Origin of the sequence: Natronorubrum bangense (genome assembly GCF_004799645.1) — an archaeon.
In the GTDB taxonomy this organism is placed as follows: Archaea; Halobacteriota; Halobacteria; order Halobacteriales; family Natrialbaceae; genus Natronorubrum; species Natronorubrum bangense.
In genome coordinates this window covers 428,992-452,852 of record NZ_CP031305.1, presented here as the reverse complement: position 1 = coordinate 452,852, position 23,861 = coordinate 428,992, and the positions used below count along the sequence as shown (strand labels likewise).

General features: G+C 61.3%; 24 protein-coding genes. 17 read left to right on the top strand and 7 right to left on the bottom strand.

Annotated features, from left to right (window positions below; all coding sequences use genetic code 11):
• The 6 genes from nuoL (at position 1) to DV706_RS02295 (ending at position 8,341) form a co-directional block, all read left to right on the top strand.
• Entirely contained in the window at positions 1 to 2,037 is a 2,037-nt protein-coding gene (gene nuoL, locus DV706_RS02320) for an NADH-quinone oxidoreductase subunit L (protein ID WP_006066761.1), read from the top strand.
• A complete protein-coding gene (locus DV706_RS02315) occupies positions 2,034 to 3,560 on the top strand; it encodes a complex I subunit 4 family protein (RefSeq protein ID WP_006066762.1) in 1,527 nt (508 codons plus the stop codon). The genes nuoL and DV706_RS02315 overlap by 4 nt, the downstream gene beginning before the upstream one ends.
• Positions 3,560 to 5,089, top strand: a complete 1,530-nt coding sequence (locus DV706_RS02310) for an NADH-quinone oxidoreductase subunit N (protein WP_006066763.1) — start codon at positions 3,560 to 3,562, stop codon at positions 5,087 to 5,089. Before DV706_RS02315 ends, DV706_RS02310 begins: the two co-directional genes overlap by 1 nt.
• Positions 5,090 to 5,138: 49 nt before the next feature.
• Positions 5,139 to 6,638, top strand: a complete 1,500-nt coding sequence (locus DV706_RS02305) for a DHH family phosphoesterase (RefSeq protein ID WP_006066764.1) — start codon at positions 5,139 to 5,141, stop codon at positions 6,636 to 6,638.
• 62 nt (positions 6,639 to 6,700) lie between these two features.
• The gene (locus DV706_RS02300) at positions 6,701 to 7,501 is read left to right on the top strand and encodes a CBS pair associated ParBc domain-containing protein (protein WP_006066765.1); all 801 of its coding nucleotides are present in this window, start codon (positions 6,701 to 6,703) and stop codon (positions 7,499 to 7,501) included.
• A gap of 87 nt (positions 7,502 to 7,588) precedes the next feature.
• Positions 7,589 to 8,341, top strand: a complete 753-nt coding sequence (locus DV706_RS02295) for an NAD(P)H-binding protein (protein ID WP_006066766.1) — start codon at positions 7,589 to 7,591, stop codon at positions 8,339 to 8,341.
• A gap of 27 nt (positions 8,342 to 8,368) precedes the next feature.
• Here the strand turns inward: DV706_RS02295 and DV706_RS02290 are convergent, their stop codons facing one another.
• Positions 8,369 to 9,154: a hypothetical protein gene (locus DV706_RS02290; protein ID WP_049889847.1), complete on the bottom strand. Its 786-nt coding sequence runs from the start codon at positions 9,152 to 9,154 to the stop codon at positions 8,369 to 8,371.
• A 341-nt stretch (positions 9,155 to 9,495) separates the two neighbouring features.
• Here DV706_RS02290 and DV706_RS02285 point away from each other — a divergent pair, with 341 nt between their 5' ends.
• Positions 9,496 to 10,806 (top strand): M28 family peptidase, encoded by a 1,311-nt coding sequence (locus tag DV706_RS02285; protein ID WP_006066769.1) that lies wholly within the window; start codon positions 9,496 to 9,498, stop codon positions 10,804 to 10,806.
• Between the two features lie 52 nt (positions 10,807 to 10,858).
• Positions 10,859 to 11,674 (top strand): NAD(+)/NADH kinase, encoded by an 816-nt coding sequence (locus tag DV706_RS02280; RefSeq protein WP_006066770.1) that lies wholly within the window; start codon positions 10,859 to 10,861, stop codon positions 11,672 to 11,674.
• 18 nt (positions 11,675 to 11,692) lie between these two features.
• On the opposite strand, the gene DV706_RS02275 is transcribed toward DV706_RS02280, so the two are convergent.
• Positions 11,693 to 11,941, bottom strand: coding sequence for a hypothetical protein (locus DV706_RS02275; RefSeq protein WP_006066771.1), 249 nt, complete (start codon positions 11,939 to 11,941; stop codon positions 11,693 to 11,695).
• A gap of 103 nt (positions 11,942 to 12,044) precedes the next feature.
• Complete coding sequence (gene nth, locus DV706_RS02270) at positions 12,045 to 12,728, bottom strand: endonuclease III (protein WP_006066772.1); 684 nt, start codon at positions 12,726 to 12,728, stop codon at positions 12,045 to 12,047.
• A gap of 611 nt (positions 12,729 to 13,339) precedes the next feature.
• On the opposite strand from nth, the gene DV706_RS02265 reads away from it, so the two are divergent.
• From DV706_RS02265 to DV706_RS02240, 6 genes are all read left to right on the top strand, one after another.
• Positions 13,340 to 14,215 (top strand): universal stress protein, encoded by an 876-nt coding sequence (locus tag DV706_RS02265; protein ID WP_006066774.1) that lies wholly within the window; start codon positions 13,340 to 13,342, stop codon positions 14,213 to 14,215.
• 92 nt (positions 14,216 to 14,307) lie between these two features.
• The gene (locus DV706_RS02260) at positions 14,308 to 15,186 is read left to right on the top strand and encodes a universal stress protein (RefSeq protein WP_006066775.1); all 879 of its coding nucleotides are present in this window, start codon (positions 14,308 to 14,310) and stop codon (positions 15,184 to 15,186) included.
• A gap of 75 nt (positions 15,187 to 15,261) precedes the next feature.
• Positions 15,262 to 15,687, top strand: coding sequence for a universal stress protein (locus DV706_RS02255; RefSeq protein ID WP_006066776.1), 426 nt, complete (start codon positions 15,262 to 15,264; stop codon positions 15,685 to 15,687).
• Positions 15,688 to 15,830: 143 nt separating this feature from the next.
• Complete coding sequence (locus DV706_RS02250) at positions 15,831 to 17,399, top strand: ABC1 kinase family protein (RefSeq protein WP_006066777.1); 1,569 nt, start codon at positions 15,831 to 15,833, stop codon at positions 17,397 to 17,399.
• Positions 17,400 to 17,459: 60 nt separating this feature from the next.
• Positions 17,460 to 17,903, top strand: coding sequence for a pyridoxamine 5'-phosphate oxidase family protein (locus DV706_RS02245; protein WP_006066778.1), 444 nt, complete (start codon positions 17,460 to 17,462; stop codon positions 17,901 to 17,903).
• Between the two features lie 157 nt (positions 17,904 to 18,060).
• Positions 18,061 to 18,477, top strand: a complete 417-nt coding sequence (locus DV706_RS02240) for a universal stress protein (RefSeq protein WP_006066779.1) — start codon at positions 18,061 to 18,063, stop codon at positions 18,475 to 18,477.
• Between the two features lie 80 nt (positions 18,478 to 18,557).
• Here DV706_RS02240 and DV706_RS02235 read toward each other — a convergent pair whose 3' ends face one another.
• Entirely contained in the window at positions 18,558 to 18,992 is a 435-nt protein-coding gene (locus tag DV706_RS02235) for a pyridoxamine 5'-phosphate oxidase family protein (protein WP_136350919.1), read from the bottom strand.
• Between the two features lie 431 nt (positions 18,993 to 19,423).
• Here DV706_RS02235 and DV706_RS02230 point away from each other — a divergent pair, with 431 nt between their 5' ends.
• Both DV706_RS02230 and DV706_RS02225 read left to right on the top strand, forming a co-directional pair.
• Positions 19,424 to 19,693: a DUF7344 domain-containing protein gene (locus DV706_RS02230; RefSeq protein ID WP_240756803.1), complete on the top strand. Its 270-nt coding sequence runs from the start codon at positions 19,424 to 19,426 to the stop codon at positions 19,691 to 19,693.
• Positions 19,694 to 19,953: 260 nt separating this feature from the next.
• Positions 19,954 to 21,324 (top strand): nicotinate phosphoribosyltransferase, encoded by a 1,371-nt coding sequence (locus tag DV706_RS02225; RefSeq protein ID WP_006066782.1) that lies wholly within the window; start codon positions 19,954 to 19,956, stop codon positions 21,322 to 21,324.
• A gap of 18 nt (positions 21,325 to 21,342) precedes the next feature.
• Here the strand turns inward: DV706_RS02225 and DV706_RS02220 are convergent, their stop codons facing one another.
• Positions 21,343 to 22,218 (bottom strand): universal stress protein, encoded by an 876-nt coding sequence (locus DV706_RS02220; RefSeq protein WP_006066783.1) that lies wholly within the window; start codon positions 22,216 to 22,218, stop codon positions 21,343 to 21,345.
• 135 nt (positions 22,219 to 22,353) lie between these two features.
• Complete coding sequence (locus tag DV706_RS02215) at positions 22,354 to 22,836, bottom strand: universal stress protein (RefSeq protein WP_006066784.1); 483 nt, start codon at positions 22,834 to 22,836, stop codon at positions 22,354 to 22,356.
• 90 nt (positions 22,837 to 22,926) lie between these two features.
• On the opposite strand from DV706_RS02215, the gene DV706_RS02210 reads away from it, so the two are divergent.
• On the top strand, positions 22,927 to 23,370 hold the full coding sequence (locus tag DV706_RS02210; protein ID WP_136350777.1) for a universal stress protein: 444 nt from the start codon (positions 22,927 to 22,929) through the stop codon (positions 23,368 to 23,370).
• A 33-nt stretch (positions 23,371 to 23,403) separates the two neighbouring features.
• On the opposite strand, the gene DV706_RS02205 is transcribed toward DV706_RS02210, so the two are convergent.
• The gene (locus DV706_RS02205) at positions 23,404 to 23,844 is read right to left on the bottom strand and encodes a universal stress protein (RefSeq protein WP_049889855.1); all 441 of its coding nucleotides are present in this window, start codon (positions 23,842 to 23,844) and stop codon (positions 23,404 to 23,406) included.
• Positions 23,845 to 23,861: the final 17 nt, after the last annotated feature.

The window sequence follows — 23,861 nt, the reverse complement described above, 5'->3', positions numbered from 1 at the left end:
ATGGAAGGTGTATTCGATTATGCTCCAGCGATTGCGGCGTTCCCGCTCGTGGCCTTCGTCGTTGCTCTGACGTTCGGCAAGTGGCTGCCGAAGAAGGGAGCAATTGCGGGTATCTTCGCGACAGCAGGCTCGTTACTGCTCTCGCTTGTGATGCTTGCGGCCGTTGCGAGTGGTGAAGTGTATCACGAAACGCTCTATGAGTGGACAGCCGGCGACGCTGCGAGCGAAGTCGGTGCTGAGGGGATCGCGTTCACGTTCGGGATCCTGATCGATCCGCTCTCGGCGCTGATGCTGGTGATCGTCTCACTCGTCGCCGTCCTCGTCCACGTGTTCAGTCTCGGCTACATGAACGCGGAAGGTGAGACGGGACTCCCCCGGTACTACGCCGGGCTCGGTCTCTTTACGTTCAGCATGCTCGCCTTTGTCTACGCGGACAACCTGCTGATGGCGTTCATGTTCTTCGAACTCGTCGGCCTCTGTTCGTATCTGCTGATCGGGTTCTGGTTCCGAACGCGATCTGCACCGTCGGCCGCGAAGAAGGCGTTCCTGGTCACTCGTTTCGGTGACTACTTCTTCCTGATCGGGGTTGTCGCAATCGCAGCGACGTTCGGGACGGTCGCGTTCGCCGGCGACGAGTCGTTCATCGCCGCAGCCGAAACCGCGATCAACGACGACACACAGCTGTTCGGCTTTGACGCCCAGACGTGGGTGACGATCACCGGGCTGCTCGTGCTCGGTGGTGTCCTCGGCAAGTCCGCACAGTTCCCCTTCCACACCTGGCTTCCTGACGCCATGGAAGGTCCAACCACCGTCTCCGCACTGATTCACGCGGCGACGATGGTCGCAGCCGGTGTCTATCTGGTCGCCCGGATGTTCGGCTACTACGCACTCAGCCCGACGGCGCTGGCGATCATCGCTTTCGTCGGCGGCTTTACCGCACTGTTTGCGGCGACGATGGGTGTCGTCAAAGACGACATCAAACAGGTGCTTGCGTACTCGACGATCAGCCAGTACGGCTACATGATGCTGGGACTCGGCGTCGGCGGCTACGTCGCTGGCGTCTTCCACCTCATGAACCACGCCTTCTTCAAGGCGCTGCTGTTCCTCGGTGCCGGAGCCGTCATCGTCCTCATGCACCACGAACAGGACATGTGGAAGATGGGTGGCCTCAAAGACAAAGCGCCGGTCACCTACTACACGTTCCTCGCGGGCGCGCTCGCGCTCGCCGGAATCATCCCGTTCTCGGGCTTTTGGTCCAAAGACGAAATTCTGTACGACGCAATGATCGTCGGCTTAGAGGAGCCAGTTATCCTCGCCGCCTACGCAATGGCGCTCGTCGCCGTCTTCTTCACCGGCTTCTACACCTTCCGGATGGTCTTCCTGACCTTCCACGGTGAGCCTCGTTCCGAGGCTGCCGAGGACCCACACCCGGTCGGCTGGGCGATCAAGCTTCCACTGATCACACTGGGGATCCTCGCTGTCGTGGCCGGGATCGCGAATCTCGCACCAGTCTACAAACTCACCGGCATCGAACTCACCTTCCTCGAGTCCTGGCTCGACGGCGAGTACGGCGCACTCGAGGGGCTGACCTACGGCGCCTACGGTGAGTTGCTGGCTTACGAAACAGGCGAGATCGGCACCGAACAACAGACTGTCCTGATCGCTGCCGGTGTCTCCTTGCTGCTTGCCTTCTCGGGTGCCGGACTGGCCTGGAAACTGTACAACGTTCCCGAGCCGGTCGCGCACAAAGAACGGCTGGGTAGCGTCGGAAAGGTCGCTGAAGCCAACTACTACCAGGACGAGTATCAGGTCTGGCTCGCAGAAGGAGTTACACAGCCGGTTGCACGAGTCGCGGATCGATTCGATCGGACCGTCATCGACGGGACGGTAAACGGCATCTCGTCTGTCAGCCTGTTCAGCAGTAGCTGGGTGAAACGCATCCAGACGGGTATCGTGACGAACTACGCGGCACTGCTGGTGGCCGGGTTCATCGGCTTACTGCTCGTGCTCGGACTGTATGGAGGGTGGTTCCTATGATGATCGAAGCACTGATTGCGGTCGCACTGGTCGGCGCACTGGTCACGTTCGTTGCGCCAAATCGTATCGCGGGCAGGCTGGCATTTGCGATCAGCCTCGTGCCCGCCGTGCTCAGCCTGTGGATGTTTACGGCGTTCGACGGCAGCGGGAACGCCTTGCTCGATGGCACGCTCGCCTTCGAGTCCCACGTCGAGTGGCTGCAACTCGGCGAGTACTCAATCGCGTGGTTCGTCGGTCTCGACGGCATCAGCCTGCCGCTTGTCGTCCTGACGACGGTCCTCACGTCGCTTGCGATCATGAGTTCGTGGACACCGATCGATGAACGCGAGTCCCAGTTCTATGGGCTGCTCTTGTTCATCGAGGCGAACCTGATCGGTGTCTTCGCTGCACTCGATTTCTTCCTCTGGTTCATTTTCTGGGAGGCAGTCCTGATCCCGATGTATCTGCTAATCGGTATCTGGGGCGGCCCACGCCGGAAGTACGCCGCGATCAAGTTCTTCGTCTACACGAACGTGGCGTCGCTCGTGATGTTCGGTGCGTTCATCGCGCTCGTCTTCGGGCTCGGTGACACCGTCACGAGCTTTGCGCTCCCCGAAGTCGCGGACGCGATGCTCACCACCGGTCCAGAGGGCTTCCTCGGACTCGAGGGAACGACACTCGCCTCGGTGGTCTTTATCGCGATGTTCCTCGGCTTTGCAGTGAAAGTGCCCATCGTCCCGTTCCACACGTGGCTGCCGGATGCCCACGTTGAAGCACCGACACCCGCGTCGGTGCTGCTGGCTGGTGTCTTGTTGAAGATGGGGACCTATGCACTGCTGCGGTTCAACTTCACGATGTTCCCGGAGCAGGTCGCGACCTATGCGGTGCCGATCGCGGCGATCGCCGTGATCAGCGTCATCTACGGTGCGATGCTCGCACTCGCACAGACTGACCTGAAACGGATCGTCGCCTACTCCTCCGTCTCCTCGATGGGCTACGTTATTCTCGGCCTGATCGCCTACACGCAGTTCGGAGTCGGCGGTGCGACGTTCCAGATGGTCTCACACGGTCTCATCTCGGGGCTGATGTTCATGGCCGTCGGCGTCATTTACAACGCCACCCACACCCGGCTCGTCACCGACATGTCGGGAATCGCAGATCGGATGCCCGTCGCTGTGGGCATCCTCGTTGCCGGTGCCTTCGGCTACATGGGACTGCCGCTGATGAGTGGATTCTTCGGCGAGTTCACGATTTTCTTTGGAGCCTTTGGCTCCGAACAGCTCCCGTACTCGCAGCTGCTCACGTCGCTGGCGATGTTCGGTATCGTCATCGTCGCGGGCTACCTGCTGTTTGCACTCCAGCGCACTGTCTTCGGTCCGTACGAACTCAAAACCGACTACGAAGTGACCCGCGCCCCGCTGCACGACGTCGTGCCGATGTTCGTGTTGCTCGGCCTCATCATCGCACTTGGTGTCGCTCCTGACCTGATCTTCGAGATGATAACCGACGCAGTTGATCCGATCCTGACCGGAGGTGAACAGTAATGGCGGTGTTTGACCTGCCCGGCTGGACAGCACTCGCACCGGCATTGATCCTGGCCGCAACCGCGATGGCGCTGTTCGTCTTCGACAGCGTCTCACCGCACTCGAGCAACCGCTCGCTGCTGGCTGGAACCGCGGCCGGTGGGTCGTTGGCGTCGATGGTCGTCGCCGTCTGGTTTATCACTGCCGGCGTCGGGACACCGACGATCGACGGCGGCCTGGGTGAGATCGGTATTCTCAGCGACCAGTTCGTCATCGACCAGCTCGCGCTGTACTTCATGATCGTCATCGCGATCGTCACCGCGCTGGTCGCGGTCGCAAGCTATGACTACATGATCGGCCACGCCTACCAGGCCGAGTACTACTCGCTCATCGTCCTCGCTGCGACCGGGATGTCGATGATGGCCGCTGCAAACAGTCTCGTGACGATCTTCATCGCGCTCGAGCTGGCCAGTCTTCCGTCCTACGCGCTCGTGGCGATTCTGAAAGACAACCGCGGAAGCGTCGAAGGGGGACTGAAGTACTTCCTGCTCGGCGCACTCTCGTCGGCGATCTTCGTCTACGGGATCTCGCTGGTCTACGGTGCAACGGGGCATCTCCAGCTCCAGAACATCGCGGCGGTTATCGAGGAGGGCGGTGCGGATGGCTACGGTGGCCTGCTCGGGCTCGGGATCCTCATGCTGATCGGTGGGTTTGCGTTCAAGACCGCAAGCGTTCCATTCCACTTCTGGGCCCCTGATGCCTACGAGGGGGCGCCAGCACCGATCAGTGCGTTCCTCTCGTCGGCCTCGAAGGCTGCTGGCTTCGTGATCGCGTTCCGTGTGTTCACCGAAGCGTTCCCGATCGCAGCGACAGAACAGCTGATCGGGCTCGACTGGACGATCGCGTTCATCATCCTCGCAATCGTCACGATGACGGTCGGGAACTTCGCGGCAGCGACCCAGAACAACGTCAAGCGGATGCTCGCCTACTCCTCGATCGGTCACGCCGGCTACGTGCTGATCGGGCTGGCAGGACTGACGGCCGACGGTGGCGAACTCGTGATGGGTGCGGCACTGATGCACCTGCTCATCTACGGCTTCATGAACACGGGCGCGTTCCTGTTCGTGGGCCTGGCCGAACACTGGGGCGTCGGCCGCACCTTTGAGGACTACAACGGCCTGTCGGCACAGGCACCGATCGCGTGTGCTGCGCTGGCGGTCTTCATGTTCAGTCTCGCCGGCGTGCCGCCGTTTGCCGGCTTCTGGAGCAAGTACTTCCTCTTTACCGGCGCAATCGGTGTCGGGAGCACCGCCATGCTGCTCGTCGCCGCAGCACTGGTGATAAACAGCGCGCTCTCGCTGTTTTACTACTCACGGCTCGTCAAGGCGGTCCTGATCGAAGAACCGGTTGCTGACCGTGGTGCGCTCGACCAGCCAGTCGGTCTCTACGCAGCGATCGTCGTCGCTGCCGTAATGACGGTTGCGTTGCTTGCCGGCTTCGGCCCGATCGCCGACGCCGCAACCGACGCGGCTGCAGCGGCACTCGCCTGACGGCGCTCAGCCGGTAGTTTTTACCCGTCTCGGTGGCAAGCCGCGATACATGGTTTTCCGGCTCGTGCTCGGGTGTGGAACGGTCGGTCGTCAGGTCGCCGAACGGCTCCACGAGTACGACGACACTGGTCGCGATCGACTGCTCGTCGTGACCGACGACGAGAGCATCGTCGAGGCACTTCGCGATGAGAGTATTCCGGCCCGACACGCCGACCCGACCGATCCGTCGGTGATCGCGAACATCGAGTCGCCGGACGTGATATTTATCGCCAGCGATCGGACCGACGTCAACCGGGCAGCACTCGAGGATGCTCGAGCGAAATTCCAGACGGCATCGATTATCGCCTATCTCGGCGGGAACGCGACGGACGCTGATCGGCCAGCGTTCGATGACCTCGCAGACCACGTTGTCGATGCCGAGACTGCGATGGTCGATCACATCCTCGATGGGGTCGTCTGTCCGTCTGCCGACGCCGCGATTGGGCTTCGAAAACAGCTCTCGACGATCGACGGGCGGCTGGCGGTCGTCATGCACGACAACCCGGATCCCGACGCGATCGCAAGCGCTGTCGGATTGGTCGATATCGCCGCGGAGGTTGGTGTTGAGGGCGACGCCTGTTACTTCGGGGACATATCACACCAGGAAAACCGCGCGATGGTCAACCTGCTTGGTCTCGATCTTCGGAACCTCTCGCCGACGGATTCTCTCGACGCGTACGACGCGTTCGCGCTGGTCGATCACTCCCGTCCGGGAGTCAACGATCAGTTACCCGAAGACCTTCACGTGGATATCGTCATCGACCACCATCCGCCTCGCGGACCGGTTCCCGGCGAGTTCGTAGATCTCCGTGAACACGCCGGCGCGACCAGCACCGTCCTGACCGACTATCTCAGTCGGTTCGGTCTCGAGCCCAGAGTAGCGACGGCAACGGCGTTGCTGTATGGCATCCGGATCGATACGAACGACTTCACAAGAGAGGTGTCACCGGCGGATTTCAACGCCGCATCGGTCCTCTGTCCGTACGTCGACACATCGGTTCTACACCAAATCGAGCAGCCAACGATCGAAGGGGAGACACTGGAGACGATCGCTCGAGCGATCAAAAACCGCGTCCAGCGTGACACGGTCGCCGTCGCCAGCGTCGGTCGGATCAGTGATCGTGATGCCTTGCCACAGGCGGCCGATCAACTGCTGGCGATGGATGGTGTCGAGACGACGCTGGTCTTTGGCTTCCGGGATGAGATGGCGTTTCTCTCGGCGCGGTCGCGGGCGGCCGACGTCGACCTCGGTGAAACGCTTCGAGATGGGTTCAACCGGATCGGCAGCGCCGGTGGCCATGCAGATATGGCCGGCGCCCAACTCGAGATCGGGATTCTGGCGAGTACCGACGACGAAGACGAGGTCGAGTCGATCGTCAGCGTCGTCGAGGAAGTGATTACGAACCGGTTTTTCGAAGCGATCGAGACTCGGCCCGGGACGTCGGTTGGAGCCTACACCCAGACCAGCGAATGGCTGTTTACCAGCGGTGAGGACGAGGGATCGGCGTAGTGTCGTGTCCGCGTATCCAGTCAGAAGACAGTCTTTTGCTTCCAGGGACCCTTGGGTAACGCATGGATGTCGTGTCGGACAGGAGCAAGCCCCAGGTCGAGGAGTATATGACACGCGACGTGGCGACGGTTGCCCCCGACGCGACCGTCGGCGATGTCGCATCGCGAATCGCCGAGAGCGACGAACACAGTGGTTTTCCTGTCTGTGAGCGACGCCGCGTTGAGGGGTTTATTAGTGCTCGTGATCTGTTGCTGGCCGACGACAGCGACCCCATTTTCAAAGTGATGGCGACAGATCTGCTCGTCGCCCACCCCGAGATGAAAGTGACCGATGCTGCCCGCGTGATCCTTCGGTCAGGGATCCAGAAACTCCCCGTCGTCGACGACGCCGGCAATCTCGTCGGCATCATTTCAAACGCCGATGTTATCCGCAGCCAGATCGAGCGTGCAACCCCCGAGAAGGTTGGAAAACTGATGCGAACACTCGAGCAGATCCACGAGATTGAGCTCGAACAAGAACGGCGAATGGTCTCGCTCGCTGTCCTCACACCGACGCAAGGCCGAGTGTACGCCGACGAACTCGAGGGCCGACGGTACGAACTCGAACACGGACTGGCCGAGCCGTTGGTCGTCATCGACAACAACGGAACGCTCTTGTTGGCCGACGGGCACCATCGCGTGCTCGCGGCGGATCGGCTCGAGATCGACGAAATGGACGCGTACGTCATCGTCATCGATCAGGAGATCGAGCTCGGAATGGCCAACACGGCGGCAAAAGAGGGTCTCGAGCGGATCGATGACATCGATGTCGTCGACTACGCCCGCCATCCGTTGGTCCAGACAACAAAACGACTGCAGTCATAGTCGTCGCCGTCACCGGTCGCTGTTGCCGACTGTCTGCATCGTTGATCTCGGGTGAGTATTATCCGTGTACGGACAGTACCTCGCTCGATGACTGATACTGGTGCCGGAACACCTGATCGTGTACTTATTGCTGGGGCGAGTGGTGACACCGGACATGAACTGCTGTCCGTGTTACGGCCGACCGATCTCACGGTTCGTGCGACGACACGGTCGTATGCAAACGTTGAGACACTCGAGCGACTCGGCGCTGACGAGGTGATCGTCGCCGATTTCTTTGAGTCGGCAGACGCAGTCGCGGCCGTCGAGGACTGTGATATTCTCTACTGTGCGCTTGGCACGCCACCGAGCTGGCGACACACTGTCGGTGGCAAACTGGTCGACCGAACCGGCGTTATCAATCTCGTGACGGCTGCAATGGGTGCAGACGTCTCGTTTGTCGTCCTCGAGAGTGCGATCGGTGTCGGGAACTCGAAAGCGGGTCTCTCACTCCCGGCCCGCCTCCTGATTCGCGGCTCGTTACGTGCCAAACGGGACGCTGAAGTCGCGTTGTGCCGTTCTGGGCTGGCGTATACGATTATTCGGCCGGGACGACTTACCAACGCGCCGCCGACCGACGAACCCGTCGTCGGCGAGGGCGGCAACTCCGTGGCAGGATCGATCCCTCGAGCTGACGTTGCTCGTCTCATGGCCGTGGCGCCGTTTACCCCCGAGGCACGAAATCGAACATTCGAAGTCGTCAGTCGTGATGGGCTCAGTGAACGGCCGCGAAACGTCGTTCGCATCGACTGGGCGTTCGACCGCCTCGCCGATCTCGAGACGGCAAAACGGGACAAACGCTGACAGCTGCCCGCGCTCACAGCGGGCCGCTCACAGGAACACCATCGAAACGAGTCCGACGACCCCTGCAAGCGTAAAGCCAACGCCAGGCACGGCAAGTAGCCCGCCAAAGATTAGATAGAGGGAGCCAGATCGCTGCCGGTCGGCGAGGACAGTCGGCTCGTCGCCAGCCGTGATCTCGAACCAGTCGTCGCCAGCAACGGTGGCCGGCGTGTGACCGTCGCTCGAGTCGGTCACGGAGCCACCGAAGACGTGGACATCACTACCGGCCTCGAGACGCTGTTCGCGGTACTGGCGGTCGGGCTCTCCCGGGTCGGTCTCGGCGGCCCCGGGAAGGCCGGCTGTCTCGAGGCGGTCTAGGACGGCAGTCGAAAGATCAGCGCGGTCCGTCCACGATGTCCCTTCGGATCCCCAGTCGGTCAGCGAAAGGACTGCGTTTGCTGGATCGACCGCGATACGATCGACGCCGTCGTCGACCCCAAAGGGGACGCCAGCCGATGTCCGTCCGTCAGAGATCCACGTCGGATCGTCCTCGCCGCTATCACGGGAGCGAGACTGTACCGAGTAGGCCAGACATGGCGTGCCGGAGATCGGTGCCTCGAGTGGTGTTTCGCCGTGGGGCTGTACTGTGCCCTCGAACTCAACGAGACCGGGTGCCTCGGGGACCTCACCTAACGGGATCGGGCTGCCGTCACGGAGTTCCCGCGCGGTCCGGATGCGGCCAAGACCGATCCTGGCGATAGAGAGCCCACCTCCGAGAACCACGAACCCAAACAGCGCCACGACTCCCATCGCGATGGGTCCTGTCGAGGACATACCATATGCTTGCGCGTCGGCAAAGATAACTCCCGCGACACTCGAGGGCGTCTGCGTCGTCCAGCCGGCAACGCTGTCTTCGTCTGCGCAGACGAACGTGACAGGTGCTGGCTGTCAGTTTCGGTGTGGCCGCGCCGCCCACTCGGTACTGTCGCCCGTCTCACTCCTCGTGATCGATGACGAACTCGGTGCACTCGTGGCGCTTTCGAGTGGGTTCATCATCGAGGTCGAGGTGATGCGTCTCCCACACACGTCCGGAAATAGAGTGCCATGAAAAAGATTCCCGGATGGCTCCGGCCGCGAGCGGTACAGTTACCCGCCCACACGGCAACGGCTGTAGTATGACGACCTGGATCGGTGACGTTTTTACGAGCGATGTTGGCTGGACTCATCTCGAGGCCCTCGTCGATATCGAGACTCGAATGGCAGGGAGCGACGGCGAACGCGAGGCCGCCGAACTAACCCGCGAGCGACTCCTCGACGCTGGTGCGAGAAACGCCCGTCTCGAGTCGTTCGACATGCAGGGCTGGACGCGCGGCGAGAGTTCAATCGAAGCCAGCGACACGACCCAAGACTGTATCGCGCTCCCACGGAGTCCGACCGAGCGCGTGACTGCGCCGCTGGTCGACCTCGGCTACGGCCTCCCAAACGAGTTCGAGACGACGGATCTCGAGGGCAAGATCGTGATGGTCAGAAGCGACATTCCGGAGTACGCCGAGCGCTATATTCACCGGCGGGAGAAGTATTACCACGCCGTCGATCACGGGGCCGTTGGCTTCATCTACCGTAACCACGTCGAGGGCTGTCTGCCGCCGACTGGGAGTGTTGGGACCGAAGCGAATCCGATCGGTGAGATTCCGGCTGTCGGCGTCTCGAGCGAGGTCGGGGCGCGACTGGCCCGCCGATTCGACGGTGAGGAGATCACGCTCGCGGTTGACGCCGAGATCCACGATGCGAGCAGCCAGAACGTCCACGCTGAACTCGGCCCTGACACCGACGAGCGCGTGCTCGTGACCAGCCACGTCGACGCCCACGACATCGCGGAAGGGGCACTCGACAACGGCGCTGGAACGGCGATGCTCGTCGAACTCGCAACCGCGCTGGCGAGTCGTGAGAGCGACCTCGAGACTCGCGTCGAGTTCGTCGCCTACGGGGCCGAGGAGGTGGGACTGGTCGGCTCTGCGTACCACGCCGAGACGACCGACCACGAGACGATCAAAGCGATCGTCAACAACGACGGCGTCGTCAGTGACCGAACGCTTTCGATAACGACTCACGGGTTCAACGGCCTCGAGACCGCTGTGAGCGACGTTGCAGACCGCTACGACCACCCGATCGAGACGGTTCCGAAACTCGGCCCACACAGCGATCACTGGTCGTTCGTCCAGTGGGGTGTGCCAGGAACTCACATTCTGTCGACGTCGGACGAGGTCGGCCGTGGCTGGGGACACACATTCGCCGACACCATCGAGAAACTCGAGCGACGCACCCTCCGGGAGCAAGCGATCTTGCTGACCGAACTCGTCGTCGAACTGGCAAGCGAGGACGTTACTATCGAGCATCGAACGCCCGACGCCATCGCTGCCGACCTCGAGTCACAGGGGCTTGCCGAGGGGATGCGGATCACGGGCGATTGGCCGTACGAGTCGTAGTCGCTCGAGAGACAACCGCACACTTTTTTCAGGCCCGTGCGAACGGTGGGGCATGGACGCCGTGTGGTTCGAAGCCGAGCAACCGGTTGTCGGAATCGTCGATGAAGCATGTTCGGACACCAGTGACGACGCCGGCACGCGGCCGATTCACGTCGACGACGCGCTCGAGGCAGTGTTTGCGGACGACGACGCGACGATCGCACGGGGCACCCTCGAGGACGTGCTCGCAGCCGAGCCCTCGCTGGTGGTGGCTGCGGGGGAGTCGACGCTTTCGGCGATCGCTCGAGCCGACCCCGACGTTCCTGTCCTCCCCGTTGGCGACATCGTCGGTCTCGAGACCGTCGAACGAGACGCGCTCCTGGACGCACTCACAGTCGCACTCGCCGGCAACGCGACGATTCACCGGCGGGCAGTGCTGGGTGTCGACGTCGACGAGACGAGTCGAGACGGTGACGGCTCCCCTGTGCGGGCGCTGTTCGACGTCGCACTCGTGACCGACGAACCCGCGCGGATCTCCGAGTACAGCGTCTCGAGTCGCGGCAAGTCGGTGGCGACGTTTCGGGCCGACGGCGTCGTCGTCGCGACGCCGGCAGGCAGCCACGGCTATGCCAGCGCCGTCGACGCGCCCCACCTCTCGTCGGCCGTCGATGCCGTCGCTGTCACGCCGATTGCACCGTTTGTCATGCAGACGCGCCAGTGGGTGCTTCCCGAGGACGACCTCACGCTCACGGTCAAGCGCAACGATACGGCGGTCAGACTCGTCGTTGACGACCGGCCAGCCGAGACCGTTCCCGTCGACGCAACGGTCACGATCGCCGTCGACGGCGCGCTGTCGACGCTGTCCGTGCCCGACCTCGAGTCAGAATAAGTGACCGACCGGGAGCGTCTAGCTGTTGTGGGGCTCCTCGTCGCGGTGATTGTCCGGGTTGAGATTCTCGCGAGCGTCGTTCTCCCGGTCGTCGGATTTGTGTTCGATGTCCTGTCGACGCTGTGTTTCGTCCTGACGCTCTCGAGCTTCTTTCTGTGCGTCGGTGAGTTCGTCTTCCGCCTCGTCGTCGGCTTCGGGATCCTCGTGTGTCAGTTCGACGTCCCGTCCGTGCTCGTCTTTGCCGGTCTCGTCAGTGGAGTCGGACATGCTAATCCCGAATGGGGCTACCGTCGAATCCCGAAAAGGCGTTTGGCTTGCGAGAGTCGGCGTGGGGAACGTGCGTGGGCCGGCACGCGCCCCGGTCTCGGCGCTACCAGGACTCGCCGGAGGCGAGGTCGATCTCGCTGTCGCCCTTTGCGGAGGGACAGATGTCGGCCAGCACGCAGTCCGCACAGTCTGGATTCCGGGCCGTACAGGTCGCTCGGCCGTGATCGATACAGAGGTGGGTAAACTGCTGCCAGTAGCCTTCGGGGACGATTCCCATCAGGTCCTGTTCGATCGGCTCCGGGTACTCCTCGTTGGTCAAACCAAGTCGCCGCGAGAGTCGCTGGACGTGCGTATCGACGACGATCCCTTCGACGACGTCGTGAGCGTGTTGCAACACCACGTTCGCGGTCTTCCGGCCGACACCCGACAGCTCCGTGAGCTCGTCCATCGTATCCGGCACCTCGCCGTCGTGCTCTTCGATGATCGTCGTACAGGCGCTACGGATGTATTTGGCCTTGTTGTTGTAGTAGGTGATCGAGTTCAGGTCTTCGGCGAGTTCCTCCTGTGAGACGGCGGCGTACGCTTCCGGCCCGTCGTACTTCTCGAAAAGGTGTTTCGTCTCTTTGTTGACGCGCTCGTCGGTACACTGCGCCGAGAGCATCACCGCAATCAGGAGTTCGAGGCGATTCGAGTACCGCAACGAAATCGTCGAGTCCGGATACGCCTCCTCGAGGCGTGTGATGACTTCCTCGGCCTGTTCTGCGCGGCTCTCGAGCGGGGTTCCCATTGCGCGTTCGTTGCGAGAGCGACCATTTGATCCTGTCGGTCAGCGATTGCGAGGCCTCGAGGCAGTGTCGACATCTGGAGCTGATCACCGACGAGTCGGTCGGTTCGACTCTCGGTTTTGCAGTCGATAATGTACGAAATACAGATATTCAGTGTAGCTGTTTAGAATGGTGATAGTGAGTTCGACGGCGGGAACAGACTGACGATACGAGAGCGGCGAGTAGCCATAGTAGTAGATGACTGTACACTACTATCCAATAAAACACAACTACTGAAAGCAATCTGCGTTAGGGTAGGCGATAAAAACAACCTGCTCAGCGCGCGTTCGCTCTCGAAATCGGGCTGCAAAAATGACTGCTGCCGTATGTATGCTGAAAATATCGAAATTCATAGGAAAGTATTGGCACCTCAAGCCGTCGTCGGGACCGGCATTCTGATCGCGATGACCGTGTTTTTCGTCGTCGGCAGCCGGTTCTGGTTCGTGCGAAAAGATGTCTCGTCTGTTTCAGTTGGTGATCGTTTCGGTGGCGTCTCCAGTCTGCCTACAGCCGGTGTGTGGGCGGCGCTAAAGGGATAATATAACGATGATACGCGTATGACGTGTTAGATACCATGTCTGATTTGCGATCCGATGTCGACGGTACCTTGCTGGTCCCGGTTGCGAACCCGGAGACAGCCGACCGCCAACTCGACACTGCACTCGATATCGCGACCGATCGATCGTACCGAATTTTGCTCGTCTACATCGTCGAGGTTCCTTCTCAGCTGTCGCTACAAGACGGCCGCCGATACCTGCTCGAGGACGAAGACGAGCAGATGTTGGCGGATGCAACCGCGCGTGTCGAGGCCGCTGGGGTCCCCGTGGACAAACGGATTCGGATGGCTCGTGGAATCTCGACGGGGATCATTGGAGCCGCCGAAAAGTACGATGTCGACGCGATCCTGATGGGCTGGCGCGGGCGACCGCCACGACAGGACGTGATTCTGGGCAATTATATCGACAGAGTCCTGCGAGACGCCGAGTGTGACGTGCTCGTCAAACGGATCCAGAGGCCGAGACCGGACCCCGTCGACACAGTGCTCGTTCCGGTCGCCGGTGGCCCACACGAGGGGCTCGCCATCGAAACGGCTGCCTCGATCGCCCGACGGAACGATGCCGCTGTCACGCTGTTGCACGTCCGCGAATCGGTGGATCCCGAGCGAACACGAGACGAAGCGAAATCACTGCTCGCCGAGACTGCAGCCGACTTCGACGACGTCCAGCCAGTCGAGCGGAAGCTCGTCGAAAACGACAACGTCGAGGCGACGATCACCGACTGGACCAGCGAACACGACGTCACCGTCCTCGGTGTCTCGAGAGGTGGCCTCGTTCAGCGTGCACTCCTCGGAACGACCTCCGAGGCAGTGGGGCGACACGCCGCAAACACGGTCGTTCTGGCAAAGCGCCACGATCCCGTTCCCTCGCGGCTTCGTCGACTGTTCTCCTGAGCCGCCACGTGCGTTCTCGAGCGAAGTCAGCGTCCTCTTCGGCGGCCACGAGCGGGGTGGGTTCTTGAGTATTGCAGTCGTACAACTAGACGATGGACGACTCGATCCTGCTCCCCGTCGATGGAAGCGCCAGCTCGGTGGCGGCTGCCGAGCATGCCATCGCGATTGCGCGTGTGACCGGTGCAACCGTTCACGTGCTGGCCGTCCATGAACCGACTGACTTCGAGTATCTGCCAGCCGACGAGAGGGAACCGCTTCGACAGGCAACCGAAGCACACAGCCGTGAGGCCGCTAACTCGGTTGCTGACCGGGTCGACAACGCAGGAGTCACCGCCGTTCGGACAGTTCGTGAGGGTGTCCCGTATCGGGTAATCGTCGACGTCGTTGCTGAGGCCGATACTGATCTGATCGTCATGGGCACTCGTGGGCTGACAGCAGCCCGCGAGACCGTCACTCGAGTCGGAGTCACGACCGGACGGGTGCTCACACTGACGGATGTTCCGGTGCTCGCCGTTCCGCTGGGCGGTCGGCAGTGGGCTGACACGGACCCGACTGGTCCGAACCGGGTCGTGATCCCAACCGACGGCAGCGACGCCGCCGAACGCGCCGCCGAGTACGCCCTCGAGCTAGCGACATATTCCCGCGGCGCTGTCGATGTCATCTCCATCATCGACGAGACCAACCCTGCCCTCAAGAACGCACCGGCAGCTATTATCGAACTCTGCAGAGAGGGAGGTCACGACGCGATCGAACCAATCGCTATCGCGGCGCGCAACCGCGATCTGTCGGTCACGGCCGACGTCGTCCGCGGCGTTCCACACGATGCGATCGTCTCGTACGCCGCTGCCGTCGACGCGGATCTGATCGCGATGGGGTCACGTGGACTCGCCACCGTCGACGAGCCCCTTCTCGGAAGTACGACAGTGCGTGTCCTCGAGCGATCCGATCGGCCAGTGCTGGCAGTTCGTTGACCGGTCGCGTTCCCATCGTCGACGATCCGTGTGGATCGGAGACAGGATTATGACGAATGCACGAATAGATCCTGCATGGCAGATCGCGTTCTGGTTCCGTACGATGGGTCGCCGCCGTCGAACAAGGCACTCGAGTACGCCTTCGAGACATTTCCAGAGGCCGTCGTGACGGCGTTACACGTCGTTCAGGTGCCGGAGTCTCATGTGGCTATTCTCGAGGGGCCGGAGCTTCGACCGCCACTCACCGAGAAAGCCCGCGAACACGCGACGGAGATCCTCGAGGAGGCGATGCAGGTCGCGACAGCACACGACCGTGAACTCGACACCGAGATGGTGACGGGAAAGCCGGAACGGCGGATCGTCGAGTACGCAACCGAGACCGACCACGACACGATCGTTATCGGCAGCCATGGCCGAACGGGTGTCTCGCGAATCCTGCTCGGAACGGTCTCTGAAGACGTCGTTCGCCGGGCTCCGATGCCCGTGGTCGTCGTCAGGTAGCTGGTGGTGTCTCCACCGAGACGGAAGCGAGTCGCCGGCCATCGAGGCTGGTTTTGAAACGCAGCCAACAGAATATTTGTGTTGGGTCTTCGAACACACGCTATGGACGACTGTTCGAGTGTGTCTCAGGTTCGCCGCCAGCAATGAACGGATACTATCGCCGCTATCTGCAGGTGTTCGTTCACTTTCTGCCGATCGCAATCGCGCTACTGCGGGACCAGCGGCGGTTCCTGCTGTTTGGCCCGTCCAGACAGGTGTCGACGGCGACCCATCGCGACCGCGCCGAACAGCTCACCGAGACGATGCTCGAGCTCGGTCCGGCGTTTATCAAGGTCGGACAGGTGCTCTCGACGCGGCCGGATATCGTCCCCCCAACGTACGTCGAGGCGTTTTCGACGCTCCAGGATGAAGTTCCCGAAGATGCAGGTGGTGACCCGCTAACCGTCGTTGAGGCCGAACTCGGTGACGAGATCGATCTCGAGACGCTCGAGTCCGTCGCGGGCGGCTCGCTCGCGTTTGTCTACACTGCAGCGTACGAGGGCGATCGAATCGCCCTGAAAGTCAGACGGCCGGGGCTGGTGTCGCTGATCGAGCGAGACCTCCGGGTCATCAGGGGAATCGTCCCGCTGCTTACCATGTTTGCCACCGAACGCCAGCGCTACTCGGTCGAGAACCTCGCCGACGACTTCGAGAACATCATTCTCGAGGAGCTAGATTTCAAGCGCGAGGCGTCGATCATGGCCGAAATCGGGGCCAACCTCACGGACAACGAACGGGTCGTCGTCCCCACGACGTACGACGAACTGTGTTCAGAACGCGTGGTGGCGATGGAGTACGTTGATGGGAACAAGATCACCGATGACCGCGCCCTCGAGGCAGTTGGGATCGGGCCGACCGAGATGGCGACGTTGATCGCCCGCACGTATCTGAAGATGAGCCTCGTCGACGGCGTTTTCCACGCTGATCCGCATCCGGGCAACCTCGCAGTGACCGACGATGGACGGCTCGTCATCTACGATTACGGCATGAGCCAGCGACTGACGACACAGGAACAGACCGATCTTACGAGCCTGTACCGAACGCTCGTCCGTCGTGACGTCGACGGCCTGCTGAACACGCTCATCGCCCTCGAGATCCTCGATCCGACGGTCGATCGGGCCGCAGTCCGACAGGTGCTCGAGTTGGTGATCGAGAACCTCGAAGGGCGCTCTGTAGTTACCTGGCGTGCGATCATCACCGAGCTGTTCGCGATGCTTCATGACTTTCCGTTTCGGATCCCGCCGAACGTGATGTTGCTCATTCGGGCCGGCACGGTCGGCGAGGGCGTCTGTCGAAGCCTCGATCCGGAGTTTGACTTCCTCGGAGTGACGCGCTCGTTTCTCGTCGATCAGGGCTTCATCGAGAGCGAGTTCGAAGCGCTGCTTTCAGATATCCGGACGGACCTTCGCGAGTCGGCGCCCGTTCTCGCTCGAGCACCTGCCCGGTTCGATACCGTCTTCGGACAGCTCGAACGCGGCGAACTCGTCGTCAGGACCGATCCCGTCGAGGCGACACACGGCGGGGATCCGGCGGTCGGGTATGCGATCGTTGCCGGCTCCCTGTTCGTCGCGGGGGCGATTCTGACGTTTCACGAGCTGCCACTCGAAGGAGTGAGTGTGCTTCTCGCACTCGTCTTCCTCGGACAGTACGTTCGCCGGCGGCTGGCTCGCTGAGACCGTCGCTGGATCGCGGTATGTGGGGGATTCTTGATGCCGTCGGCCCAACAGATACCAATGGACAAGATCTCATACGAGTACACGTTCGGGATGGACGACACAGACATCGATGACATACTGCGCGAGCACGAAGTCGGTGTTCTCGCTCTCGCAGACGATTCGACGGCGTATGCGGTTCCGGTCGCCTTCCACTACGACGGCTCGTCGCTGTACATTCGGCTGACGAGTGACGGCTCGAGCACGAAGATGGCGTTTCTCGAGGCGACGGCCGACGCCTGTCTCTGTCTGTACGACATCGAGCGTGCAGACACGTACTGGAGCATCATCGTCAGGGGGCCGTTGCAGGAACTCTCAGATGAGGAGCAGTCGGCGTTCGACGAGACGGCCGTCAACGAGTCGTTCCGACAGCTCCCGGTCTTCGATCAGGACGTCGAGGCGCTCGACGTCGAAATTTACGAACTCGAGATGGAGGCAGTAACCGGGCGAGAACGTGGAACGTAGAGTAACAACTGAAACGATTCACACACTGACCGCACAGCCATCGTGCGATCAGATATGCAGTGACTTGCAGTGGCTACTATAGCTCCCGACCGTGTTGTATCACTGGTGACCAAATTCTCCCAGTATGTATATACGTCTGTTTCGAGAATGAGTCTGTATGAACGTTCTTGTCCCAGTCGACGAGTCCGATCCAGCACGACAGGCTGTCGAACACGCCGCCACGACGTATCCGGACGCCACGATTACGGCGCTACACGTGATCAACCCGTCGATGGCGATGTACCGTGGGGAGATGGCGTACAACTACGATCGGCTTATCGAACTCGAGAAAGAAGACGCCGAATCGCTGTTCGAGACGGTGCAGGAGATCGGTGACGAACACGACGTATCGATAACGACAGAGGTACTAGTCGGCACGCCCGCTCGGAGTATCGTCTCCTTTGCGGAGGACAACGACATCGATCAGATCGTCCTCGGCAGCCACGGGCGATCGGGTATGTCACGCGTCCTGCTGGGAAGCGTCGCAGAACAGGTCGTTCGTCGCGCGACGGTGCCGGTGACTGTGGTCCGATAAGCCGGTTCGACGTCGCTGCCGTGACTGTCGCGTCTCACACTGCCGCCGGAGTGACACGTGTCGCTGTTAGTCGCTGTTGCTCACTCCGAAAGCGCCACACCTGACAGCTCGTCGCCCTGGAGTTCGTACCACTCGAGTTCGACGCCGGCGTCAGGGACGTCGATATCTTTTGCGACGCGATAGTACCAGGATTCGATGTCGTCGTCGAGTTCGTCCTCGGACAGTGGCTCGAACGACCCGCTCAGTACCACGCTCCTCCAGTTGTGCGGATCGTCCCACTCATAAACGGTCAGACAGACTTCCTCGGTCGCCTCGATGAAACGGCGCTTTTTGCTATCCTCGGCGAACCCGAGGTCCATGATCGCTCGGTCCTCGGCTGCGTCGTAGGCAAACGCAACGGGAACACCGTACGCTCGCTGCTCGTTTGCGAGACAGAGCACGCCTGTTGCCTGTTCGTTCAGAAACGTTGAGATCTCGTCTTCTGCCATCGTCTTGCCATACCATGGGTCGGTCATTTGGGTCACCAGCATGACAGACAACGGAACCGCTTATAGAGGCTGTGGGACTGATACTCGGATGAGAAAGACACCGCGAACAGACTGTCAGTCGAGCGGAGACCGCACGCAGGGGGTGACATACTAGGGAGATCAGACGGGAGATTGCTGGCACCGCAGGTTCTGGGGAATTTTGTCGTTGGCGATCGCTGTGAGCGACTCCAGCTGGCGTTCTCTCACCCGAATTTCGACCTTTTTCACAGCAAAGGAGATTATATTCTAATACATAATTTCGTAACGTATACTTCAAAAGATGTGGTGGTTTCACACCGTGGGAAGACCTTGGGGGGTATTTGTCTTCGCCCGTTCACCTTCGGATCGTCAGAACAATGAACGAGTGTCAGATCGTGGACGAAGATGGATACGCACGATGTACGTGTGATACAGACGCTGTGTTCCGACTCCTTGCCGACGCCCGTCGCCGGAAACTCATCGCTGCGTTAGAATCCTGTGAGGACGATCAGCTCCCGCTATCGAAACTCATTCGCCAGTCCACGACAGACGAGCAGGTCGATCTCGAGGCCCGGAAACGAGAGTTCCACCACGTCCACCTACCGATGCTCGACGATCATGGACTCATCGACTACGACAGCGAGGCGGATCTGATCCGATACTACCACTGTGAGCTGGTCGCAGACGTTCTCGCTATGACCGATCTGTAATCGCCACGAGCTGTGTGACAGCCCCTGAGTGATCTGTTTGCCATTTGGTCGACTGCACGGCTATCCATCGGATTGTCGAACAGTCTCCGTGTCTTCTCGAGTGTTCGGCTTCGGCGAGCAGCCAACGATCACGTGTCGACAGGACGGGACACTGTACTCGAGGGCGGCGTCGGTCGCCGAACGGGAGCGGCTCCATCGAGTTCAGGGAGCGGCCCACACCGGGAGTTATCAGTCTGAACGTGGTGTGTGTAGCCGACGCAATGGCACAGACAACGTTTGGCTCCCTGACGGAGGAGAACATGCCGCTGTTCACCGACCTCTACGAGCTGCGAATGATGCAGGCGTATGCTAATCAGGATCATAATCCGACGGCGACGTTCAGTCTCTTCGTCCGTGACCTGCCGCCGGATCGAGGATACATGATCACTGCGGGGTTAGAACAGGCGATCAACTACATCGAGACGCTCTCGTTTAGCGAGCGTGCACTCGAGTTTTTGGCCGACAACGGGTTCGACGATGCGTTCATTGAACACCTGTCGGACCTCGAGTTTACCGGCGAGGTGCGCGCCCTGCCCGAAGGGACGCCAGTCTTCGCGAACGAACCGCTGCTCGAGGTGACAGCCCCCATCCTGCAGGCACAGCTCTTTGAGACGGCGCTGATCAACCAGATCGGCTATCAGTCGCTCATCGCGACGAAGGCGAGCCGAATGCGAGACGTCATCGACAGGAAAGGAGACGGACAGCAACTGATCGACTTCGGCTCGCGACGAGCCCACGGCACCGACGCCGGGATGAAGGCGGCTCGAGCCGCGTACATCGGTGGCTTCGATGGCACCTCGAACGTCGCCGCTGGCGAGGCGTTCGGGATTCCCGTCTCTGGAACGATGGCCCACTCGTGGGTCCAGAGCTTCGAGCACGAACGCGACAGCTTCGAGACGTTCGTCGACGAGTACGGCGACGAGAGCGTGCTCCTGATCGACACCTACGACACGGTTCAGGGTGCAGAACTCGCAAAGGCTGTCGCCGACGAGAAAGGGGCATCGCTCCGGGGCGTTCGCCTCGACTCCGGCGATCTCCCGGCACTCTCGAAAGCTGTCGACGAGGTTCTGCCCGACGTCGACCAGTTCATCTCCTCGGGGATCGACGAGTACGCGATCGACGAGTTCTTCGACAGAGACGGTGTCAGCGCTGGCTTCGGCCCGGGGACCGCACTGGTGACGAGTACGGACGCACCGAAAGTCGAGGGTGTCTACAAACTCGTTGCCGTCGAACGCGACGGTGAGCTACAGCCGACGATGAAACTCTCACCCGGAAAAGTGACCTACCCCAGCCCGAAAAGCGTTCGACGCACCGAGTCGGACGGCCAGTACACGGGCGACGTCATCGGGCTCCGAGACGAGGAACTACCCGGCGAGGAACAACTGGTCACAATCATCGAAGACGGCAACCGCGTCACGGAGCTTCCAGCCCTCAAGGACATCCGAGCGCGGGCACGCACGCATCGACAGAAACTGCCCGAGAAACACCGCAAACTCGAGAATCCGGACCTGTACGACGTTCGAATCAGCGACGCGTTACAACAGGAAACCGACGAACTGACACGGGAACTCGAGTCCCGAGTTGCAGAGTAGAGACTGGCGAGATCGGTACTAGTCGACGGTCAGGACGGGAACCGGCGACCGGCGGACGACACGGGCCGTGGTGCTCCCCAGCAGCCGGCCGGAGCCGACGGCACGGCCGCGTGTACCCATCGCGATGAGGTCGACGTCGACCGACGAGACGTACTCGAGCAGTTCCTCGGCTGGAACACCACGGCGGACCTCGGTCGTCGCGTCGAGGTCGCGGTCACGTGCCATCTCTGCGACCGCTTCCGTCGCGTTTTGGCCACCCTCTTTGAGAAGGCCGACGATGCTTCGCGGAGAATCCTCGAGGTCGTACGTCGTCGTATCGACGACGTAGACAGCGTGAACGTCGGCATCGTATTTTTCTGCAATCTCGAGAGCGTTCTCGGCAGCACGTTCGGCGGCGTCGCTCCCGTCGGTCGGGATGACGACCGAGTCGTACAGCCCGTCCCACGACGTGGGTTCATCGTCGTCGGTCAGGCGGACCGAAAGCACCGGGACGTCTGCAAGCGCGAGTACGCGTTCGGTGGTACTGCCCAGTCGGGCCCGATCAGCGCCCGTTCGCCCGTGTGTCCCCATCACGATCATGTCGACAGCCTGCTCGTCGGCGTACTCGAGGATCGTTCGATATGGGACGCCCTCACGGACCTCTCGAGCGGCCTGCAGGTCGTGTGCTTCGGCTTGATCCGTGATTCGGATCGTCGCCTCGCGACCAGCTCTCTCGGATGGGGCGTAGAGTTCATCGCGCTCATCGGCCGCAAGCTCCGTCGGCTCGGCGCCGGTGTCGACGACGTAGAGTGCGTGCATCGTCGCCTCATACGTCTGACCAAGCTCGAGTGCGTGACCGATCGATGCTTCGGCGCCAGCGCTGCCGTCGGTCGGGACGAGAATCGTCGTGAACATGCTGAATGGTTCGATCCGGATGCCTATCAAACACACTCGTCTTTCCACAGCGTGCGACCGGTCAGGGAATCGATAGCTGCGCCCAGACTCGCTCGAGTTGTGTTCCGATCGGGACGAGTGTTGTGTTCGTCACGGCTACTGGTATGCCCCTTTTTCTAACTGGATCTCGGAGATCGATGGTGGGGCGTAGTATCGGACGATGTGGACGTCGTACGTCGCGTTCGCAGCGACGCCACCGGCAACACTCGTCACCGGCTGGGCAATTTCGCCGACGTTGTCGGTGCCGAGGAAGACAACCGACGGCCGAATCTCGTCGGCAACGTCCGTGATCCGGGCTGCGATCGCCGCGGCCGCCCCATCGTCGATTCGCTCGTCTCGAAACGTCGCATCGGGTGCGATATCGTCGACCCCGTCTCGAAGCCGTCCGGTGACGTAGGAGACGCTAAACGGTTCGTCTTCACCGGTTTCGTACCAGCCAACGCTCGTCGCGTACGCCTCGTCATCAGGGACCACCGAGAGCGCGATCACGTCCTCGTCCAGCGCCTCGCCGTACTCAGATGCGCGCATCAGTGCTGCTTCTGCCAGATACGAGCCGTCGAACGGGGCGAGAAACGTCATGGTATACGGTAGCGTTCGTTCCAGCTGGTCAAAATCTTTGGGCATGCGTCACAGTGACACTGATACGGCTGCCACTCATATGGCGGCGATATGAGCGAGACCATTCTCGTCCCACACGACGACAGCGAGCACGCGGACGCTGCACTCCGGTTCGCACTCGAGATGTTTCCCGACGCCGAGCTCGTTGTCTTTCACGTGGTCGAACCGTTCGCAGAGCACACCGATGCCGGCGTCGAGGACGGACGGCGGTGGCAACGTCGCGCACGCAAATACGCGAACGACGTGTTCGACGGCGTCGACGACATTGCAGCGGCCGTCGATGCAAGCGTGGAAACGGAGTGGCGGTACGGGCGACCGAAATACGTGATCGTTCGATACCTCGAGGAGGAGGACATCGACCAGGTCGTGATGGGGAGTCGCGGTCGCAGCGGTCTCGACCGACTCCTTCTCGGGAGTGTGGCCGAAACTGTCGTTCGACGGGCATCCGTTCCGGTGACGATCGTTCGAGAACCACAGCGCGACGAGCCGACGTAGCGGGCACGGAGCAGGACAGTCCGTATCGACAGCTCACCGGACGACGGTGACGGGGACGGGTGCTCGACGGACGACGGTCTCGGCAACGCTCCCAAAGAGCGACCGGTTCGCTGCCAGCCGGCCGTGTGAACCGAGGACGACGTGATCGATGGCTTCGTCCGTGACGTACTCGAGGATAAGCCGTGCTGGTTCGCCGATATCCGACTCCGTTGTGACCGATCGGTCGTAGTCGGCGGCGACCTCGTCGACCTCCGCAAAGAGCTGGTCGGTCGCGTCGTCGACGGTTCTGTACCACGCTTCTGACCCGATCATCGGTTCGTAGCCGGACTCGACGTCGGTGCTGTAGTCGGGTTCGAACAGATCGACCACGTGGTAGACCGTGACCGCTGCATCCGGGAACGCCCGTAACGCGTGCCGCAGCGCGTACAGTGACAGCGGCGATCCATCGACGGGAACGAGAACCGATCTGGACATGTCCTCGTCTTCCATCC

Excerpts from the sequence above, each read along its gene's own strand:
- DV706_RS02280 (WP_006066770.1), top strand. The coding sequence starts at position 10,859 with ATGGACGCCGTGTGGTTCGAAGCCGAGCAACCGGTTGTCGGAATCGTC.
- DV706_RS02275 (WP_006066771.1), bottom strand. The coding sequence starts at position 11,941 with ATGTCCGACTCCACTGACGAGACCGGCAAAGACGAGCACGGACGGGAC.
- DV706_RS02315 (WP_006066762.1), top strand. The coding sequence starts at position 2,034 with ATGATGATCGAAGCACTGATTGCGGTCGCACTGGTCGGCGCACTGGTC.
- DV706_RS02225 (WP_006066782.1), top strand. The coding sequence starts at position 19,954 with ATGGCACAGACAACGTTTGGCTCCCTGACGGAGGAGAACATGCCGCTG.
- DV706_RS02290 (WP_049889847.1), bottom strand. The coding sequence starts at position 9,154 with ATGTCCTCGACAGGACCCATCGCGATGGGAGTCGTGGCGCTGTTTGGG.
- nth (WP_006066772.1), bottom strand. The coding sequence starts at position 12,728 with ATGGGAACCCCGCTCGAGAGCCGCGCAGAACAGGCCGAGGAAGTCATC.
- DV706_RS02300 (WP_006066765.1), top strand. The coding sequence starts at position 6,701 with ATGGATGTCGTGTCGGACAGGAGCAAGCCCCAGGTCGAGGAGTATATG.
- DV706_RS02295 (WP_006066766.1), top strand. The coding sequence starts at position 7,589 with ATGACTGATACTGGTGCCGGAACACCTGATCGTGTACTTATTGCTGGG.
- DV706_RS02310 (WP_006066763.1), top strand. The coding sequence starts at position 3,560 with ATGGCGGTGTTTGACCTGCCCGGCTGGACAGCACTCGCACCGGCATTG.
- DV706_RS02220 (WP_006066783.1), bottom strand. The coding sequence starts at position 22,218 with ATGTTCACGACGATTCTCGTCCCGACCGACGGCAGCGCTGGCGCCGAA.
- nuoL (WP_006066761.1), top strand. The coding sequence starts at position 1 with ATGGAAGGTGTATTCGATTATGCTCCAGCGATTGCGGCGTTCCCGCTC.
- DV706_RS02250 (WP_006066777.1), top strand. The coding sequence starts at position 15,831 with ATGAACGGATACTATCGCCGCTATCTGCAGGTGTTCGTTCACTTTCTG.
- DV706_RS02210 (WP_136350777.1), top strand. The coding sequence starts at position 22,927 with ATGAGCGAGACCATTCTCGTCCCACACGACGACAGCGAGCACGCGGAC.
- DV706_RS02245 (WP_006066778.1), top strand. The coding sequence starts at position 17,460 with ATGGACAAGATCTCATACGAGTACACGTTCGGGATGGACGACACAGAC.
- DV706_RS02285 (WP_006066769.1), top strand. The coding sequence starts at position 9,496 with ATGACGACCTGGATCGGTGACGTTTTTACGAGCGATGTTGGCTGGACT.
- DV706_RS02305 (WP_006066764.1), top strand. The coding sequence starts at position 5,139 with ATGGTTTTCCGGCTCGTGCTCGGGTGTGGAACGGTCGGTCGTCAGGTC.
- DV706_RS02265 (WP_006066774.1), top strand. The coding sequence starts at position 13,340 with ATGTCTGATTTGCGATCCGATGTCGACGGTACCTTGCTGGTCCCGGTT.
- DV706_RS02260 (WP_006066775.1), top strand. The coding sequence starts at position 14,308 with ATGGACGACTCGATCCTGCTCCCCGTCGATGGAAGCGCCAGCTCGGTG.
- DV706_RS02255 (WP_006066776.1), top strand. The coding sequence starts at position 15,262 with ATGGCAGATCGCGTTCTGGTTCCGTACGATGGGTCGCCGCCGTCGAAC.
- DV706_RS02205 (WP_049889855.1), bottom strand. The coding sequence starts at position 23,844 with ATGTCCAGATCGGTTCTCGTTCCCGTCGATGGATCGCCGCTGTCACTG.
- DV706_RS02240 (WP_006066779.1), top strand. The coding sequence starts at position 18,061 with ATGAACGTTCTTGTCCCAGTCGACGAGTCCGATCCAGCACGACAGGCT.
- DV706_RS02215 (WP_006066784.1), bottom strand. The coding sequence starts at position 22,836 with ATGACGTTTCTCGCCCCGTTCGACGGCTCGTATCTGGCAGAAGCAGCA.
- DV706_RS02235 (WP_136350919.1), bottom strand. The coding sequence starts at position 18,992 with ATGACCGACCCATGGTATGGCAAGACGATGGCAGAAGACGAGATCTCA.